General features: G+C 44.4%; 22 protein-coding genes and 2 pseudogenes. 5 read left to right on the top strand and 19 right to left on the bottom strand.

Annotated features, from left to right (window positions below; genetic code table 11):
* Window positions 1–9: 9 nt before the first annotated feature.
* From B0W44_RS05275 to B0W44_RS05205, 16 genes are all read right to left on the bottom strand, one after another.
* Complete coding sequence (locus B0W44_RS05275; RefSeq protein ID WP_077719102.1) at window positions 10–420, bottom strand: hypothetical protein; 411 nt, start codon at window positions 418–420, stop codon at window positions 10–12.
* 126 nt (window positions 421–546) lie between these two features.
* Window positions 547–996: a helix-turn-helix domain-containing protein gene (locus B0W44_RS05270; protein ID WP_077719101.1), complete on the bottom strand. Its 450-nt coding sequence runs from the start codon at window positions 994–996 to the stop codon at window positions 547–549.
* 111 nt (window positions 997–1,107) lie between these two features.
* Window positions 1,108–1,233 (bottom strand): hypothetical protein, encoded by a 126-nt coding sequence (locus tag B0W44_RS18890; protein ID WP_257788063.1) that lies wholly within the window; start codon window positions 1,231–1,233, stop codon window positions 1,108–1,110.
* 94 nt (window positions 1,234–1,327) lie between these two features.
* Complete coding sequence (locus B0W44_RS05265; protein WP_077719100.1) at window positions 1,328–1,507, bottom strand: hypothetical protein; 180 nt, start codon at window positions 1,505–1,507, stop codon at window positions 1,328–1,330.
* A 136-nt stretch (window positions 1,508–1,643) separates the two neighbouring features.
* Window positions 1,644–2,018, bottom strand: a complete 375-nt coding sequence (locus tag B0W44_RS05260; RefSeq protein WP_077719099.1) for a RusA family crossover junction endodeoxyribonuclease — start codon at window positions 2,016–2,018, stop codon at window positions 1,644–1,646.
* A gap of 6 nt (window positions 2,019–2,024) precedes the next feature.
* On the bottom strand, window positions 2,025–2,171 hold the full coding sequence (locus B0W44_RS17700; RefSeq protein WP_169835431.1) for a hypothetical protein: 147 nt from the start codon (window positions 2,169–2,171) through the stop codon (window positions 2,025–2,027).
* Between the two features lie 177 nt (window positions 2,172–2,348).
* Entirely contained in the window at window positions 2,349–3,164 is an 816-nt protein-coding gene (locus tag B0W44_RS05255) for an ATP-binding protein (RefSeq protein ID WP_228441532.1), read from the bottom strand.
* Complete coding sequence (locus tag B0W44_RS05250) at window positions 3,061–3,972, bottom strand: MarR family transcriptional regulator (RefSeq protein ID WP_077719097.1); 912 nt, start codon at window positions 3,970–3,972, stop codon at window positions 3,061–3,063. Before B0W44_RS05250 ends, B0W44_RS05255 begins: the two co-directional genes overlap by 104 nt.
* A 55-nt stretch (window positions 3,973–4,027) precedes the next feature.
* Entirely contained in the window at window positions 4,028–4,906 is an 879-nt protein-coding gene (gene recT / locus B0W44_RS05245; RefSeq protein WP_077719096.1) for a recombination protein RecT, read from the bottom strand.
* A complete protein-coding gene (locus B0W44_RS05240) occupies window positions 4,906–5,847 on the bottom strand; it encodes a YqaJ viral recombinase family nuclease (protein WP_077719095.1) in 942 nt (313 codons plus the stop codon). The genes recT and B0W44_RS05240 overlap by 1 nt, the downstream gene beginning before the upstream one ends.
* A gap of 86 nt (window positions 5,848–5,933) precedes the next feature.
* Window positions 5,934–6,128 carry a hypothetical protein gene (locus B0W44_RS05235; RefSeq protein ID WP_077719094.1) on the bottom strand — a complete coding sequence of 65 codons (195 nt, stop codon included), beginning with the start codon at window positions 6,126–6,128 and terminating at the stop codon, window positions 5,934–5,936.
* Window positions 6,129–6,403: 275 nt separating this feature from the next.
* Window positions 6,404–6,532, bottom strand: coding sequence for a hypothetical protein (locus B0W44_RS18885; RefSeq protein ID WP_257788062.1), 129 nt, complete (start codon window positions 6,530–6,532; stop codon window positions 6,404–6,406).
* 240 nt (window positions 6,533–6,772) lie between these two features.
* On the bottom strand, window positions 6,773–7,279 hold the full coding sequence (locus tag B0W44_RS05225) for a helix-turn-helix domain-containing protein (RefSeq protein ID WP_077719092.1): 507 nt from the start codon (window positions 7,277–7,279) through the stop codon (window positions 6,773–6,775).
* A gap of 355 nt (window positions 7,280–7,634) precedes the next feature.
* Window positions 7,635–8,459 carry a Rha family transcriptional regulator gene (locus B0W44_RS05220; RefSeq protein ID WP_228441529.1) on the bottom strand — a complete coding sequence of 275 codons (825 nt, stop codon included), beginning with the start codon at window positions 8,457–8,459 and terminating at the stop codon, window positions 7,635–7,637.
* Window positions 8,460–8,740: 281 nt separating this feature from the next.
* A complete protein-coding gene (locus B0W44_RS05210; RefSeq protein ID WP_077719089.1) occupies window positions 8,741–9,061 on the bottom strand; it encodes a hypothetical protein in 321 nt (106 codons plus the stop codon).
* Window positions 9,062–9,127: 66 nt separating this feature from the next.
* Window positions 9,128–9,379, bottom strand: a complete 252-nt coding sequence (locus B0W44_RS05205) for a helix-turn-helix transcriptional regulator (protein ID WP_077719088.1) — start codon at window positions 9,377–9,379, stop codon at window positions 9,128–9,130.
* 147 nt (window positions 9,380–9,526) lie between these two features.
* Between B0W44_RS05205 and B0W44_RS05200 the strand changes: the two genes are divergently transcribed.
* From B0W44_RS05200 to B0W44_RS05180, 4 genes and pseudogenes are all read left to right on the top strand, one after another.
* Window positions 9,527–9,970 carry a helix-turn-helix domain-containing protein gene (locus B0W44_RS05200; protein WP_077719087.1) on the top strand — a complete coding sequence of 148 codons (444 nt, stop codon included), beginning with the start codon at window positions 9,527–9,529 and terminating at the stop codon, window positions 9,968–9,970.
* Window positions 9,971–9,993: 23 nt separating this feature from the next.
* Entirely contained in the window at window positions 9,994–10,392 is a 399-nt protein-coding gene (locus B0W44_RS05195) for a hypothetical protein (RefSeq protein WP_077719086.1), read from the top strand.
* Window positions 10,393–10,491: 99 nt separating this feature from the next.
* Window positions 10,492–11,034, top strand: a complete 543-nt coding sequence (locus tag B0W44_RS05190) for an ImmA/IrrE family metallo-endopeptidase (RefSeq protein ID WP_077719085.1) — start codon at window positions 10,492–10,494, stop codon at window positions 11,032–11,034.
* A gap of 113 nt (window positions 11,035–11,147) precedes the next feature.
* A pseudogene (locus B0W44_RS05180) lies at window positions 11,148–12,241 on the top strand (beta family protein).
* Here B0W44_RS05180 and B0W44_RS05175 read toward each other — a convergent pair.
* From B0W44_RS05175 to B0W44_RS05165, 3 genes and pseudogenes are all read right to left on the bottom strand, one after another.
* Window positions 12,198–12,782, bottom strand: coding sequence for a sce7726 family protein (locus B0W44_RS05175; RefSeq protein WP_149026935.1), 585 nt, complete (start codon window positions 12,780–12,782; stop codon window positions 12,198–12,200). The pseudogene B0W44_RS05180 and the gene B0W44_RS05175 overlap by 44 nt on opposite strands.
* Before the next feature lie 252 nt (window positions 12,783–13,034).
* Window positions 13,035–13,343, bottom strand: a pseudogene (locus B0W44_RS05170) (sigma-70 family RNA polymerase sigma factor); the annotation flags it as partial.
* 130 nt (window positions 13,344–13,473) lie between these two features.
* Entirely contained in the window at window positions 13,474–15,270 is a 1,797-nt protein-coding gene (locus B0W44_RS05165; RefSeq protein ID WP_077719080.1) for a peptidoglycan D,D-transpeptidase FtsI family protein, read from the bottom strand.
* A 130-nt stretch (window positions 15,271–15,400) separates the two neighbouring features.
* Between B0W44_RS05165 and B0W44_RS05160 the strand changes: the two genes are divergently transcribed.
* Window positions 15,401–16,216, top strand: a complete 816-nt coding sequence (locus tag B0W44_RS05160; protein ID WP_228441526.1) for an ABC transporter ATP-binding protein — start codon at window positions 15,401–15,403, stop codon at window positions 16,214–16,216.
* Window positions 16,217–16,221 lie beyond the last annotated feature (5 nt).

Raw genomic sequence — 16,221 nt, 5'->3', positions numbered from 1 at the left:
GAAAAGTTTTCATAAATCGTATTCTTTTAATTTAAATTTCTTTGCCTCAACTGGAGATTTTGGACTGTCAAATTTATCTATCAAATCATTGTATCTATTGGATGCGTATAAATACTTCAAGATTCTAATTGCCTTTGACCTTCCAATACCCTTATTCCTCAATTTATCTTCTACTTCATAAAAACCGTCTAATTTACTAACCTTATCCCAGTCTTGGTAATATTCGTCCAATACGTCACAAACTGCGGAAATATCCCTATTTGAAACATAGCCAATTTTTTCAATCTCTTCATCAATAGCTTCTTCTACTCCGTTTAAAAGTCCATAAATCCTTGCATCAGAAACTTGCATCCCCAACTTTTTTTGAATTCGGTACATTTCCCCCAACATTCTACCAAATAAAAGTTTTTCCTTTTCCACATTACTTCTCCCCTTTCATCGTTTTACCTAACATACTTCGACAAAAGGAGATAATTTCCTGCAAAAAAAAACGCCCGCCCGTTTGGGTAGACGCTTGACTATTCCGCACCGTTCCTGCCTCCCATTTTACACACATGATTTTTCTTTATTCAAATTCCGTGACAACCCTGACATTCCTGACATTCCTGACATTCGTGACACGATATTGTCTCTAGTTCTAAAAACCTGTCTTTCCGACATCTTTAAATGTCGAGCGATTGACGCGATTGTCATTCCTTCTAAAAGGCAGTATAAAACTGTACGTTCTCGGTCATCGCTAATTAAATGTATATGAGATTCAACAAATGCTACTTTCTTAACCAATTGTTCTAAATGTTTCCATAGCCTCTCTCTTCTAGCAACTTCGTTATATACAATATCCGTATTAATTCCTTTCGGCTTGGGTAAGGTACTTTCAATTCCGTATTGTCTGCACAAACGTTCCCCTGCCCCGCCTAATATTTTACGCAATCTTGCTATTTCTTTAACCATCCAATGATAATCTTTAAGTGCTTTCTCTATTTCTCGGCGGTTCATGTTCCCCTCACCCCATATGTGGTATAATTTACCCAAGCAACTTTCCCCGGGCGAGGGGATTTTTTATTTCACATCATCAACGAATTACGCAGTGCTTACTTTGTTCCTTTATCAATTCGCGAATTCATCGCATGTACAACTGGCTACAATACCTTGTAACGTTTTATTCTCCTGCTTTAATCGCTCATTTTCTTCTTTCAATTCCTCTAATTCCTTTAATAATTCATCAAGATACATTTAAATCATCCTCTCCTCTTCGTATGCCCCGCCAATCTCAACTGATATTCACGTCCGCTCACCCGGATAACGGTCGGCTTACCCTTCTTCGTCTTTAGAACCATAACGACGGGTCGATACTTTTCCCCTTTCTTAAACGTTCTGATTGCTTGTCCGCCTCCTTTGCCGTTGTCATAAGTGCCGCCAAAACAATGCCGATAAACGCTCCAGCTACTAAACAGATTCCCGATAAAACAGTTCCCCACAAAACCAACTGCATGACTGTTAACTCCATCCCGAACACTCCCGCCATTCTTTCGCACTTGACCAACCAACACGTTTAACGCACTTCACGAATGGGCATACACCTTCACGTCTGTTTTCGTGCCGAATAATCCATACACACCCGACACAGTACTTGTCCGATACTTTCATAACCCTACGCTATCCTCCACTTCTGGCATGGACTCAATTGTCACTTCTGCTCGTTCTTCATCCGGTCCACACCCCCGTTTTTCAACCACCAAACGTTTCACTTTTTCATCATCTGTCCAAGCGATCCCGTTGAGTCCGTCGAGGATTGACTTCGCGTAATTGTCAGCATCACCCTGTCTTCCTCCATGAAGGTACAAGTATAATTCAACGCATACCGCCCCCTCCAATCGTTTTACTCGATTCTGCCTCGCTATCCAACCAACTTTGTTTTTATAGTTTAAGTACCGTTCCGCTTGTTTGCTGACAAATTTCCCTTTATGTGTCATCCTTGCAGCCGGTACTGGACGCCCCGGCACGGTGAAACGGATCATTCTCCCTCACCCCTCCTGCGCCTGCAGTAGCTGCTCCCGGTTCTCCGCCCGCTGAAGTTCTGTTTCCAACTCATCCTGCGTTAACTGCCGTAACAGTCGGCCGTCACTGGATTCATATATCTGCTTTTGCTCAAGCTTTTTTATGAGCACCATCCTCATAAGTTCTCCCACTGTCACCCGCTCCTTTTCATTCTGCCTTTACGTCGTTCGTACTCCTTCACCTGTTTTCGAAGCCACTTCAACCGTCTTTCGTTTTCCAAAGTTCGATCACAATCCGGACACTTCTGAAATGTCGCTATGACACCGTCATTTGCTACTACAACTCCAGTGTTATTGCACGTTGGGCACATATGCATCCTCCAACTCTCGTATTCTATAATTCAATCCGGGAACACCCTTCAAAACCACAGTATAGTCTTTGCACATCTCATAGATTCGAGATCCAATCCCCATGTCGATCTCGCATATCTCATCAATGTCTTTTTCAGAAGAAACCAAGATCGGTAAGTGATTTAAATACCGGTAATTTACCACTGCAAACAACTGCTCTATCTGGAAGTTTGTCGCTTCCCTGCGTCCCTTGAACAAGTCGTCGATGAACAGCACGGGAACGGTCTGCATCTGGTAGATTTTTTCGTCTAGTAGATCCAAGTTGTTTTTCAAGTCGTTGTATCCTTCCACCCACGGAAAATACTGCACCCTCACACCACGTTTAATTAGGTTGTTTGATAGCGCCATGAGTAAGTGCGTTTTACCGCACCCTGGTTCTCCCAGAAGAGCGATGCTGTTTTCCCGTTTCTCACGGATATCACGGAAATTCATGAAATAGTGTTTTGCCGCCAAAAAAGCCTCTTCGACCACTTTTGGCCTGCCGTTCGTCACAAAACCTTGAAACGTCAGCTTTTGGAATTCTTCAGTGATCTGACTGGACTTAAATAACCGTTCAGTCTGTTTCTGCTTCCAGCATTCACAAAACACCCAGCGTTCCACGCCATCTTTATCACGCTTGATGAATCCTCCTTCGTCTTTACACTTAGAACAGTCATACGTCACTGCCGGTTGGTCGGTTGAGCCAGCCGGTCTTTCCGCCCGTAATCGGTTTATGCGTTCCTGAATGTCCTGTATCATGCTGCCTGCTGCTTTCATTTGACTTTAACCTCCCTTCTGCTTTTTTTCTTTCAGTCCGTTGGTGATATCGCTGTCTAATGATCGGTTCACAATATGCAAAGCTCCGTATTTTGTCATGTTTAAAACGAGGCTGAAACGTGTCGAACGCATGGTCGATTCCAGCGATAATGTCGGAGACCGGCACTCCGTCATTGATCAACTCTTGCATTAACTCGTAGTCATCAGGACTGAGCGAAACGCCCGAGTTTCTACGCATCAGGAAGTGATTCTCAATCTTTCGCAAAGGTGAAATTTCATGAACGGCATCATCGGTAATCGGCATCCCGTCACCTTTGACATCTTCCTCGCGTGTAGTTATATCCATCCATCCATCATCTTTTGTAATATCTCTTGTAATATCTTTATTAGAGTGGACATTTTTGTCCGAGTGATCGGACACTTCTGTCCACTCTGGATTGGACATATTTGTCCGATCTGCTTGAGAATGGACATTTTTGTCCACTCTTTTTCCTTTGTACTTTTTAGAATTTTTCACCGTTAGGATTAACCCATAAGGCACTCGCGTAACACGTATATATCCGTGTTGTTCAAGTGTATCTAGCCAACGCCTGACAGTTTTCTCATTAACCTCAAAGATCATCGCTAATTCAGTAATCTTTAATGGTTTATTGCCTAGTACAATCCCCCAGACTATTCCGTCTTTCTCTACTTCTTTTGTTGTTGAGCTGATACACCATAGAAAGAGCCAGATGGCCGATCCTATTCTTTTATAGTGCTTTGGTTCTAACAATCCTGAATAGGTTGTAAACGGAAAGCTCTCGGCCATCCTTTTCCCTCCTAGCCATCAGAGAAGGCAAACAAGCCCTTCTCCATTTGTCACATCATTTTCCAGTAAGGATCTCACTCATCTCTTCTTCTGTTGGGTCACTCGTATCCGGTTGAGTATTTTGCTTCACCTGTTCTTCTTCAACTGGCTCTTCCACAATTTCGCCGGTCTCAATGTCGATCACGTCATGAGCGAACTCCGGCTCTGATGTAATGTCTTTTTTCACAACCTCGTCGTGCATGGCTTGCTGTTGGATCTCGATGCTAATGGGCAGATACTTCCACATGTGACGGATGACGGTCTTCTTGGCCATCTCCCCGTAGTCGGTTGCCCACGGACTATGACGCGATTTAGCTGATGCTGAACGTTCTCTACGTTTCTCAATCTCTGCTTTAGGCATATATTCCATTTGGTATCCACCGTCTTTAAAATGTGCTACTGCGTATGCGCCGATAAACTCTCCACGGTCACCTTCCATATAAGGCTTGTGTACCAACTTCGGATTTAGCCCCAGTTCATAGTCGAATTCATCATTTTCGTATACTGCATGGGCATAAATGCTTTGTATGTTACCCGAACGTCTAGCTAGATCGATCATGCCCTTATAACCGATGATGAATGTAGCTTCTTTTCCGTACGGAATGATGTAACAATGACCTATCAACCCCGGTTCCAGTCCCAACTGTGCCGCTTGCATCACAGCTCCCATGAGCGATGGCAAGTTACACTCCATAAGTTTTGGTGTCGTGCGGATAGTAGTAAGTGCGATACGTGCCAAACGATCAGCGTCCATATGCTTTGGTAGCGCCCTCTCAATTTCCGGTCCCATTCTTTTTAAATATGATGCAATTGTTTGGGCTGGTGTCTGAGGTTTACCATTACCACTATTTGCCCGCTTTGACAGCTGATTCTTAATATCCTTGTTTTGAGCCATTAGTTAGCCTCCTTGATATTAAATCTTCTCGACGTCGACTTTTTTAAATACTGTTCATAAATATCTGGTCGCTCTTTTTTAAGTTTTTTCGTATCTACACGATTACTGGTGACGTTTTTCCACGTCACGATGTGGTTACTAGCCACACCGGTCTCGAACTCGCCAAGCATCCCTTTTAATCGGTTCTCATATTCTTTTTTTTGTGTTTCTATTTCCTTGAGCTCAGCGTTTATTTGTTCAAGCGCCTCAATGAGCTTATCTGCTTCATCTGGCAACTCAATGTCACTTTCCGGTGCTGCTTCGGGATACAGCACTTTAAGCAAGTCACTGGAAGCATCCGAACCGTCAAACGCCGGTGGGATTCGCTTCTTGACGTGGTTCTCCCAAAAGTCCCGTTCAATGTCGATTAGGTAGCTGATCAGCTCATCGTCGCGTTCAATCTTCTTGTACACGAATTTGTTACCCCCAATGAGAACAGCGATCCACCAAGCGTCATAACCAGTGACGGCCATGTAGTGCTGGCATTGGATGAGATATGTTGCAGGGACTTCATCGCCGGCCCATTCATCCTTGAGGTACTCAGATGCCGTTTTGCATTCTAGACCTGTGCGTTCTCCGACGATCAAACGGTCAACGTTAGCAATCATCCACTCATGTTTCGGGTGACGTAAAATTGCATTTCTACGACGTACCTTTAATCCTGTTCGATTAGAAAATTCTTGTGCCACCACATCTTCCAAAATATTTCCCCAGTAGGCGGCTTCCCCCGCCTCTTCCTCAGGAGCTTGTCCCGTTTTTTCAAGGTACACCTGAACAGGAGATTTCCATTTGTTTAAGCCAGCAATAGCAGCAGCGTCACTGCCGCCAATGCCTTTTCTTCTTGCCTCCAACCACTGTTCATGCTCCATCTCGACAGTCGGAGCCAATACTGTCGCATTCAAAGCAATCCCTCCTCCAATTGATTTCGAGGTTTTTTCGTGATAACATATCTTCAAGCGGATTTTTAAAAAACCCTCGAACAATCGCGTTACAGCGCGATTGTTTTTTTCTTTTTGCGCCGGTAACAATAATCAGCCTGTTGGCCACAACCGCCTTCGTATACATCGTGCGTTCCATCTTCTGCAATCTCGGAAGGTTCAACTTCGATACCGCATTCCGGACACCACCAGAAGAATTCGATTGTGGGCTGACAACGCTCATATGAAGATGTTGCCCGATTCACGTTTATCACTCCTTTCGTTCGTACGTATTTGTAAGGCGGGCAGGGATTTGCACCCTGCATGGCAGCGTCCAACCCAAGCCTATTTCCACTACCTATTGCTGGTCTCATTAAGGGTGTGCTTTAGCGTCTACCTTTTCCGCCACCGCCTTGCTGGCGCTCAGTCGCGCCATCCGAGAGCGTAACTAGATAACGATTTAGCTACGCTCCCCGATGGCGGGACTGAATCCCGCCTTGTGATCGCACCACCAACGTGGTACAATTACGGTAGTGATACTTTATGCCGTTTGCCTTCGAGCAGCGGCTTTTTTCTGTTTCTGCAAAACCAATACTGATCCGGTCAAATCCTTTTTCTGCTGTTCGGATAGATTCATCCACTCCCTAGCAGTACCGGCGAAAAAGATCATTCGTCCCTTCCCTCCTCTTTCAAACCGAACTCCTCCTGAATCAATTCGATGCAAAAGTTATAAGCGTCACATTTTCCAGTGAGGTATCCTTTCATGAAGTCAGTGTTGTCCTCTGTATTCTTCTGCCTTTCAGCGAAAACCGAAAGCCGGTCAATTAAGCGTGAAATTCGCTCCCTGTCAGTCATACTGCGACTTCCTCTCTTGCTTCATCTCCGATAAAGTTGATAGTTCCTATCCCTCTCATTTCATCCATCCTCGCTTTTTCACGGTATTACGCCATTCTTTGTAAATTTTCTTGGGAGAAAAACCATAATCTTTGCACGACACCGCTACAAGATTTTGAATACTTGCTGCCGCGTCCAGGAGTTCGTACATCACTTGTTGCACTTCTGCTTTTTCTTCTTCAGTCCAGTATTCCGGCGGCTTATGGAACCGTACCCGGTCAAGATGTTCTAAAGCCTCTAGGGCTTCGTACCGCGCCAGTTCCTTCATGGCGGATAAGCTCCTTTCTATCCGTTCTCCGTTCAGATATGGAATCGTAACACCTCCCGTCGCTTCTTCCTCTGCTGCAAAGTACACCACCGGATCGTCAAGTGTGCTGGCTATGGTGGCTCTCATGTGTTCCGGCACTCGACGTTTCCCAGTCTCGTACTTCCCGACTGATGTCCTATCTAGGTGTAATTTCTCCGCTAACTCCGCTTGCGTCATGCCTTGTCGTGCCTCCGCTATCGCTTGTCCCATACTCATGCGTTTGTTCGCCTCCTTTGTCGCGTTGTTCGTCTTTTTTGTGACCCTATTTCCATGTACTATAGATAGTGGTTGATGTCTTGAACTTCTCCCTCGCCCGCGCCTACCATTTAGTCACTACATTTCCCTTCGTAAGATTTCCCATCAGAGACATCCTCATTTCACTCCTCACTCTTGGTCGCGGGCTGCTTTCTCCTCTTCAATTAAAATTTGTTCTTCGGCTTTGACTTTGATAATCTATTTTCTCTTTGTATTCACCAGTACGTATTTTCTCCTCTACAACTCTGCGGAGGTAAATATAACTTTGCTTAAGACACCTCTCGAACAATGGTCCTTTTATCACTTTTATTCTCATTTAAGACACTTTCCTCGGGATCCAGTTAGTTACATAATTGATGGCACTGTTCAACTCCTTGCGCTTCACGTCTTTGTAACTCGCAACACCAAACCGGTCTTTGATTTCACGGTACAGTTCGCGAAATAACCGACGACGTTCGGCAGGATCGTCAGTAATGCTGTATACCTTTCGAGCTACTGTTTTCTGTAGCTTCCGTTGTTCTGCATGGTCTAGCGTGATTTGCTCCTCGATTTTGTTGTCCAGTTCGAGAATCTTTTGCGAATGCTGTTGTGCAATTGTTTTTAGTTCCTCAGTTTCCTCCGCTAATTCGGCAGTGAGTTTGAGCGACTGGATCAGTGCTTGCCGATCGTTGAGAGGTACTACACCTTTCTGTAATCTTTCACGCATTTTGTGAAATGCTTGGATATACCTTTCTTTGAACTCCATCGCTTTCGGACCGGTATAACCCATAACCAACAAAGTAAAACCTTGCTCTGTCATAATGAATTTTGTGTATTCGCGGCCACGCTCATTGGTATAAGTTGACTGCGCGAAATTGCGCTGTGAGAATTCTTTACTACATCCTAACGATCGAATATCCCTGAGCACATCGTTATGACGTTTACCAAAGGTCTCAGCTACAGTTAAACTATCCGTCACTGGCTCATTATCTTTAATGAAGACTAGTTTCCGGTTCATCATATCTTCTCCTTTCGTTAGGCTGATGTAGGATTTTCTTCCTCCCTGTCGAATGAGTCTTTGGGAGGAGGTGATCCGATTGGCTAACAAAAAACAGACTTCAAAACGTGTAGCCACAAAGGCAAGTAAGATTTTGCGAGACAATCGGTACAGCAAAACTTCAAAAAAAGTAGCCGGCAGTGCTTTGTCACAAACGAGAAAATCTAAGAAGAAATAACCTTAAGTGTCGTATTCTCTAACTCAATCGAAACAATCATTTCTGGACTGATATACACTGTGGATGTGTCAGACTTCACGCCAATGAACAGTTCTGACACATTCTCCTTTAACTCACTTGGCACTTCCTTTACGATTTCAACATCTTCGTACATATCGCCAGTAACTAAATACAAGCGTTTAACTTTAATTCAGTTGACCTCCTTTCGTTAGGCTGATTGTTGTTTCTTTATTTCTCCCAAATCAGTCATGGCTTCAAGCAAACCGTCAACAAATCGAATGACATCATCTTCTATGCTGTACGGTATGAATCGAACCTGCCTAATCCCAAGTGAATAACGGATGATTGTGGAAACTGCTGCTGTTAGCTGATACAGTTCCGGTCCGTTAAGGTGCCCGAACCGCCTTTCGATCATTGGCTTGATGCTGTCCCAGACTGTCTGCATCCGCTTAGTAGGCTTTGACTGTATTTCCGACAAGATTTCGTCTTTGAGTTGCTGTTTAAGTTGTGCAAGTTCTTGTTCGGTCAAGCTAAGCTCCTCCTTTCGCTTGTTTTACAACACATCAATGACAGTGAGTTCAAGTTCTTTATCCATTTACGCGAGCTTCCTCCTTTCTGTTTTAGGATGATCATTAGGAAACGATTCGTGTCCAAATTCATCAAAAAAAATATCCTCAACAGAAACCTTGTAGTACTCCGCTATCCTGATCGCCAAGGACAAGGAAGGAGTTCTGTCACCTCGTTCGATCATACCAAGCATTTGAGGTGTAATACCGATTTCTTTAGCGACTTTGGGGCGTTTATGGCTACCTCTCAGTTCGATCAGCTTAACCCTTTTTCCGGCCATTCACATCACCTCCTAGACACGTTACGTTTCTGTTTAAGTATATCATAAAGAAACATTATGTTTCTGTCAACACATTTCAGAAACTTTTTGTGTCTAATATGGTATAGAAACTATTTGTTTCCTATAATGAGTATGAGGTGCAAAGATATGTTCGGTAAACGATTGTCCGAATTAAGAAAAAAACGTGGATTAAGTCAATACGAACTTGCGGATAGACTTGGGTTTTCGCGAGGACAAATTGCTAATTATGAACAAGGTCAAAGAGAACCCGATTACAATACTCTCCAAAAGTTTGCAGATTTTTTCGATACAACAACTGACTACCTTCTCGGCCGTACGGACGATCCGTCACCCAACAACAGCTCGAAAGTCACCGTCGCCGGTCAAGAAATCGAACTCACACCCGAGCAATATAAAGTCTTCCAGGAAATGATGAAACACCCTAAATTCGCAATAATGTTCCACGATCTGGCCACAGACACGGAAAAGAAAGTAAAACAGCTCATCGACACATGGGAATTCATAAGAAAGCAGATTGAGCAAGATGATGATGAGGAATTCGGAGAAGGGTTTGGGGAGCTGGAGGATTAAGTAAAAGAGAGGAGAATGACCATATGAACAGTGATCTTAAAGAGATGCTAGAATCTGTCATCAAAGGGTCATTACAACCGATCGAAAAGGAACTACTAGCACTTAAAAAAGAAGTCACTGATATTAAAGTAGAACAGCAAAAAACGAACGAGCGTTTAGACGGAATAGAAGCAAAGTTAGACGCAACGAAAGAACAAGTCGTGAAAAATGCTGAAGGGATCTCACTTCTTCAAGCCGAACAACAAGAAATGAAATCATTCGTTGAGCAAATTCCAGAAATAAAGCAGGCTGTCACGGAAACATCTCAAGATGTCAAAACATTAATGACCAGCCAAGCCAAGCAAGATAAAATACTTGAACGTTTATCGGTACGGTCCATTGAACATGAAGCCGACATTGCTGAATTAAGAAAAATAAAATAACACAACTGTAATATAAGAATATGCAACTTAGAAATTACACCTGAGAATCCTTACTTTTTGTATAGGGTTCTTTTTTATACACCTAGGGGCTGGAACATCTTGGAATTATTTAAAATGCTAACCAGCATCAATGATACGTGGGAGGACAAAGCAAACAGCGTTTTATCCAATTTTAATTTTCGATACCCTGACGAAATAGATATGGGTTATATTTGCTGGCGTTATGGTATCAAACTGCTTCCTACTGAAGAAAGTAGTTATTCAATTCCATCAGAAGGACGAAAAGGCATTATATTTGTTCAGCATGATCTTGATCACATCAATAAGCGTATAGTTATTGCTGAGGAGTTTTGCCATTTATACAATCATTATTCTAATCAATTGGGAAAGAAAGATTATGAGATTAACAAGGATGAAAAGCAAGCCAAAAAAATGGCGGCATATCTTCTCATGCCGAAACAGTTTTTAGACCACATCTATAATGCCGCCTTCGACCAAGCAGTCATGATATCTGAAATTGCAGATTACTTCCTTGTAACGGAAGAGTTTGCACAATTTAGATTGGAGTTGATACACAAGCGAAAAATAGATGCTATTATCCGTTTTGGAGATAAGTTGGGGACGATTGAGTGGTTTGAGTAACTCGGAAATATTATAAAACAGAGGATTACGATTATGACACCAAGACATGCATCATGAATTTGAGGCGTGTCTTTTTATATAGATAAATTTAACTTATTTAGGAGGAATTTAGTATGTTTGAAAAAAATCATTATGTGCCAATCTTGAAATGGAAAAAAGGGGAACAAGGCGCTATTGAAGAACTTGATCCAGACATTAAAAATGGATTAACTCCCCTCATTGAAGTACCACCTATTGATTGGGATTATGAAAATGAACAACCAAAGAGGACGATTGACGAACATTTAGAGGGATTATTAACAGTTTTAAAAGAACTTTGGGAACAGAAAGAATGCTGTACCTTGATATGTTATGGATTGACCCTGCTGAAAGAATGGTTGACGGTACACACCCGTTATCACATATATCAGATAATGCCCGCAGTCAAGGGGTTAAAATTGTGCCTGTGACTGGAACAGACCGGGATCCAGATTATCAACGAGAGGTTAAAAACGCTTTAATTAACGACAGGTTAGGGTTATGTTTTAGACTGACAGAAAATGATTTTGAAGACTTAAATAAAAATATAGACGAATTATTAAGATATTTTAATACTTCACCTGATAATATAGATTTGTTAATTGATTATAAGTATGTTGACCCGAAAGATAGGACAAGAACATATTTATTCTTAAACGGTCTTTTAAACAATATACCAGATATATTGGCATGGAGAAATTTAATTTTAACTGCTACGGCAATACCAGAAGATTTATCGGGTCTTGGTACAAACCAAGTTACAAAAATTGAAAGGTCTGAATGGGTAATTTGGAATAAAATCGTATCCAATTCTTCTAACCTTAGAAGAATTCCACTCTTTGGTGATTATGGGATTGCTAACCCTCAACCTTTTGAAGGAGATCCACGAATCATTCAGCCTAGCGCTAACATTCGCTATACTTCTGGAGATAGCTTCATTATCTTTAAGGGTACTAATTTAAAACGGAATGGCTACTCACAATATCATAAGCTAGCGAGGAAAGTCGTAGAACACAAAGAGTTCAAAGGAGAAAATTATTCTGCTGGTGATAAGTATATAAAAGAAGTTTCAGAAAGACTTACCAATCCAGGGAACTTAACATCTTGGAGAGAAGCAGGAACAAGTCATCATTTAACAATTACAGTTAATGACCTCGCCAGTTTGACCTATTCTTCAGTTTCTTTCTAACTTCATCTTTAAGTTCGTCAATGCTTAGTTTTTCGGCTAAAGCTTGCCATAAAACTCTTCTAGGCTTGCTTAAAAGACCTTTATGCAAGCCCTTTTCTTTTAAAATTTCCAAAGCTTCGTTTCTCCATAGTAGTTGTGCAATTGCTAAAGGATCACTGTTGTAATTGTTTTGAGCTTCACGAATAGTGTAGAAATAAACTTGTCGATCTGAATCCATTTCAGTTTTAATGATACCCCACCAATCAGGTATTAAATCTAATATTCCGTCGATGTAGCGAGGCCCAGTTACAATTGTTACAGTATCAAAAACCATATTATATAGATCCACCTGTCTCGGTAGACGTTCCAATGTGTCACTTTCGCTTTTTATTTCAAATCCGTTAATTTTTCCATTAATAACAGCAACATCTATTCTCGCGTCGCCTTGGCATATAGTCATTTCATCTAAGACTAAGGTGTCAGGGTCATTTTTATGGTCTTTCAATAACGTATAATGAAGACCTTTTCTTATATCCACATCACGAGATTTCACAATAATCACCCTCGGCCTTAATGACTATAATGAAAAGCACGGCCGATATTCCAGCACACACTGGGTCGGTCATGCACTCTAAGTGTAAACTATGTGTTGCCAAATGTCACGGTTTTTGTTTTGTGTATCGACTCCTCCCGGGCTTTCTTTATTAATACTTATTTTCGAACATATATGCCCTCCAATAAGGAGGTACATAACGTGAAACACGCGCTCATGCTTAACTCACCTCGAACAAACAGCATGAAATCTTTACTACCCTATAGACATTAGAATCTCGTTCTCGATGCAGCGAGCAGCATACGTGGCCAATTTTGTCCCTTTTCCAGGCGTGTAACTTTCGACACCTTTTATTAAGCCGATAGTTCCGATGGAAATGAGATCTTCCGTGTCTTCACCGGTATTTTCGAACTTTTTCACAATGTGCGCCACTAAGCGCAAATTGTGTTCGATCAGGATGTTGCGGGCTTTTCGATCTCCCTCGCGCAACCTCTTTAAGTACTTGTCCTCCTCTTCTTCGTTTAACGGCTGGGGGAAAGCGTTGTTCTTGACGTAAGAGACGAAGACCATTAAATCTTTGAAAAATAGGGCGATCGTTGGGAAGATTCCGGCCAAACACGCCACCTCCGCGAAAGACTATATGGATTAGTCTATGTGTCGGAGGGTCTGTCCTTGTCTGTCTAGGGGGAAATCGAGTGTCTCACTGGGAGTCCGCTTCTGATTCGTATCGTGCCAAGCCGTCCATGATCGCCTGAAATGTATCCAGATGCGCTTCACCGCCTTCTGAATACCGCGAGACGACAGCCACGGCGTATTGAGGCTTGTCTAACGGGCCGAAACCGATCATCCATTTGTGTTCTTTTCCAGTTTTGGCAACCTGAGCCGTCCCGGTCTTCCCGCCTAACTTCCACTCGGCATCAGACAAGGGAGACGCAGTACCGGACTGTACCACTTCGATCATGAGTTGACGCACCGTTTGCAAAGTATCCGACTTTATCGGGTTGTCCGTCTGTTGCACTTGTGGTTCAAACGTAAAATAAGGATCTCCGTTATCGTACTGAATTTCACTGACGACGCGGGGATGGTGCAACTTTCCGGGATGAAACAGCGATACCACCATATTGGCCGCTTGCAGGGGAGTGACGCGGACATCCCGCTGCCCGATTCCAGTTTGCGCCAACGCGTAACGGTCGTGCCTGTCCCTTTTGTCGTGAAACAGTTGTCCCGCTTCTTCTTCCGGCAATTGAGCAAATTGTTGATCGTGATAGACCTGTCCTTCCCACCCGACCTTATGACCGATGCCGAGTTTGTCTGCGTATTCAGCAATGGTGTCTCCACCTAATTGAACAGCTAGTTCTCCAAAGACGACGTTACACGACTCGGCGTACGCATCGGCAAAGGTGAGATGACCGTGCCCTCCTTCGCCCAACGTCCAGCAGGGTAAATTGTACGCATGCAGTTTCCCGTCACAAAAAAATTCGTCTTCACGGCGCACGATTCCTTGATCGAGGGCCGCGACCGCGATAACCGTTTTAAAGATGGAACCGGGTTCCATGGCAAGCAAAGCGCGGTTCGCCTCCCCCGGCAGACCATCCTCACCTTTTTCCCCCTCGTGGGGACGACTGGCCATGGCCAGTACATCTCCGCTGGCAATGTCAAGCACGACAGCGGCTCCGTCTGATACGCCGCGACGAGAAAGGGGAGCGGCAGAAGAGGACTGATCTAAGGCTTGTTCGACAATCTGTTGAATCTGGGCATCAACAGACGTCACGAGGGACTTAGGAGACTCGCTGCCCAACGCCAGGGTGTTCTCCCACTCCGTTTGATCCCCTGACAAAGGCTTTCCCGCCCCGTCTACAGCATACGTCACTCGGTTCACACCGGATACGCGTAAAAACGGATCAAATGACTTTTCCAGTCCCCGCGAGCCAACGGCACCTGTCGACACACCTTCTCCGCTTTCGATCCCTTGTTTCGCTTCCGTGTTGAAGCGGATGGTCCCCAGCAAGTGATGCGCCAATCTGTTGGGAGCGTATCGGTCTCCTTCGGAGTAGAGCGCGTGCACACCTGGAATGTTAAGGTCCTGTATCGCGCGTGCCTGTGCCTCGGACACCGCGATCGGACGTCCCGTTTTCGTATCTTTAAGGAATTGCGGCTGATCGATTTCGCGCAGTGCCCCTTGCAACGCTTCTTCTGTCCACCCTAAAATGGCTGACAACTCTGTCAGACGATCGATCGGGCGGGCGAGGGGAAAGACAATGATGTGGTAGTCCCGTTCACCGGTCAAAGCGGCTCCGCGGCGATCGTAAATGGTCCCCCTTCCGCTGTCCGCGAGAAAAACTTGCGTCTGCTGTTCGTTCGCTTGCGTCAGAAGGTCGACGTGCCCAGTTCCGAACGCCTCGGGTTCCCACACCTGAATGTGCAAGAGCCGAACAATGAGAGCGGCGAACATTGTGAACAACAAGATTGCGAGGACGACTGTTCGCCCATTTCCCATTTAAATGCATAACCCCTTCACCCTGCTGTCATCTCCAGCATGGTCAAGGGGGCGGCATTCCATACGCGTTCTCTTTTAAAATCAAGCGGTTCCACTCCAAGTGCGATGTGGTATCATAGGGGCATATAGCGTGAAACACCGTGAGAGGAGTTTGACATTGAACGTCATTGACATGCAGACAGTCAGTTGGCGGCGGGACGACCGCTGGATTTTGCAAAACATCGACTGGACGGTTCGACGCGGAGAGCATTGGGCGTTGATCGGATCGAACGGCGCCGGCAAGACGGCTCTCCTCAACATCATTAACGGTTACGCGTGGCCCACCTCTGGAAACGTCAGCGTCCTGGGGAAAAAGTTTGGTCACTGCGACGTGCGCGAGCTGCGCAAATCGATCGGGTGGGTGAGCTCCGCTCTCTTCGACCAATATTACCGCTTCCGCCAGAACGAACCGGCATTAAACGTCGTTTTAAGCGGGAAATACGCTTCCATCGGCATCTACGAACACGTGTCAGACAAAGACAGGGAGGAAGCGTATGCCTTGTTCGAGTTTTTCCGTTGTGAAGAGCTGGCCCATCAACCGTTCCATGTCCTGTCCCAAGGGGAAAAGCAGCGCGTATTGCTAGCCAGGGCGTGGATGGCAAAGCCGGAGCTGCTCATCTTGGACGAGCCGTGCACCGGTTTGGATTTGTTGGCACGGGAACGCCTTCTGCATGCTGTCCAACAACTGGCCGAGGCTCCTGACGGCCCGACTGTGCTGTACGTCACCCACCACGTAGAGGAGATTATTCCGCTGTTTACCCACGCCTTTCTGCTACAAGATGGGCAAGTTCTTGCCAGCGGTAAAATAGAGAGTGTGTTGACCGACCATCTGCTAAGCAAGCTGTTCGGGGTGACCATCCACTTAACCTGGCAAAGGGGAAGACCGTGGGTGAAGCTGACCGACTAAAAAAG

The sequence above is a fragment of the Novibacillus thermophilus genome, assembly GCF_002005165.1.
In the GTDB taxonomy this organism is placed as follows: domain Bacteria; phylum Bacillota; class Bacilli; order Thermoactinomycetales; family Novibacillaceae; genus Novibacillus; species Novibacillus thermophilus.
Note: the sequence above shows the minus strand (reverse complement) of the source record. Positions and strands in the feature narration are given on the sequence as shown.

What these genes read in the sequence shown, in the direction of transcription:
- B0W44_RS05265 (WP_077719100.1), bottom strand. Translation starts at nt 1,507, where the DNA reads ATGGAGTTAACAGTCATGCAGTTGGTTTTGTGGGGAACTGTTTTATCG.
- B0W44_RS05205 (WP_077719088.1), bottom strand. Translation starts at nt 9,379, where the DNA reads ATGGCCGGAAAAAGGGTTAAGCTGATCGAACTGAGAGGTAGCCATAAA.
- B0W44_RS05260 (WP_077719099.1), bottom strand. Translation starts at nt 2,018, where the DNA reads ATGATCCGTTTCACCGTGCCGGGGCGTCCAGTACCGGCTGCAAGGATG.
- B0W44_RS05165 (WP_077719080.1), bottom strand. Translation starts at nt 15,270, where the DNA reads ATGGGAAATGGGCGAACAGTCGTCCTCGCAATCTTGTTGTTCACAATG.
- B0W44_RS05200 (WP_077719087.1), top strand. Translation starts at nt 9,527, where the DNA reads ATGTTCGGTAAACGATTGTCCGAATTAAGAAAAAAACGTGGATTAAGT.
- recT (WP_077719096.1), bottom strand. Translation starts at nt 4,906, where the DNA reads ATGGCTCAAAACAAGGATATTAAGAATCAGCTGTCAAAGCGGGCAAAT.
- B0W44_RS05250 (WP_077719097.1), bottom strand. Translation starts at nt 3,972, where the DNA reads ATGGCCGAGAGCTTTCCGTTTACAACCTATTCAGGATTGTTAGAACCA.
- B0W44_RS05225 (WP_077719092.1), bottom strand. Translation starts at nt 7,279, where the DNA reads ATGAGTATGGGACAAGCGATAGCGGAGGCACGACAAGGCATGACGCAA.
- B0W44_RS05270 (WP_077719101.1), bottom strand. Translation starts at nt 996, where the DNA reads ATGAACCGCCGAGAAATAGAGAAAGCACTTAAAGATTATCATTGGATG.
- B0W44_RS18890 (WP_257788063.1), bottom strand. Translation starts at nt 1,233, where the DNA reads ATGTATCTTGATGAATTATTAAAGGAATTAGAGGAATTGAAAGAAGAA.
- B0W44_RS05195 (WP_077719086.1), top strand. Translation starts at nt 9,994, where the DNA reads ATGAACAGTGATCTTAAAGAGATGCTAGAATCTGTCATCAAAGGGTCA.
- B0W44_RS05255 (WP_228441532.1), bottom strand. Translation starts at nt 3,164, where the DNA reads ATGAAAGCAGCAGGCAGCATGATACAGGACATTCAGGAACGCATAAAC.
- B0W44_RS17700 (WP_169835431.1), bottom strand. Translation starts at nt 2,171, where the DNA reads ATGGTGCTCATAAAAAAGCTTGAGCAAAAGCAGATATATGAATCCAGT.
- B0W44_RS18885 (WP_257788062.1), bottom strand. Translation starts at nt 6,532, where the DNA reads ATGATCTTTTTCGCCGGTACTGCTAGGGAGTGGATGAATCTATCCGAA.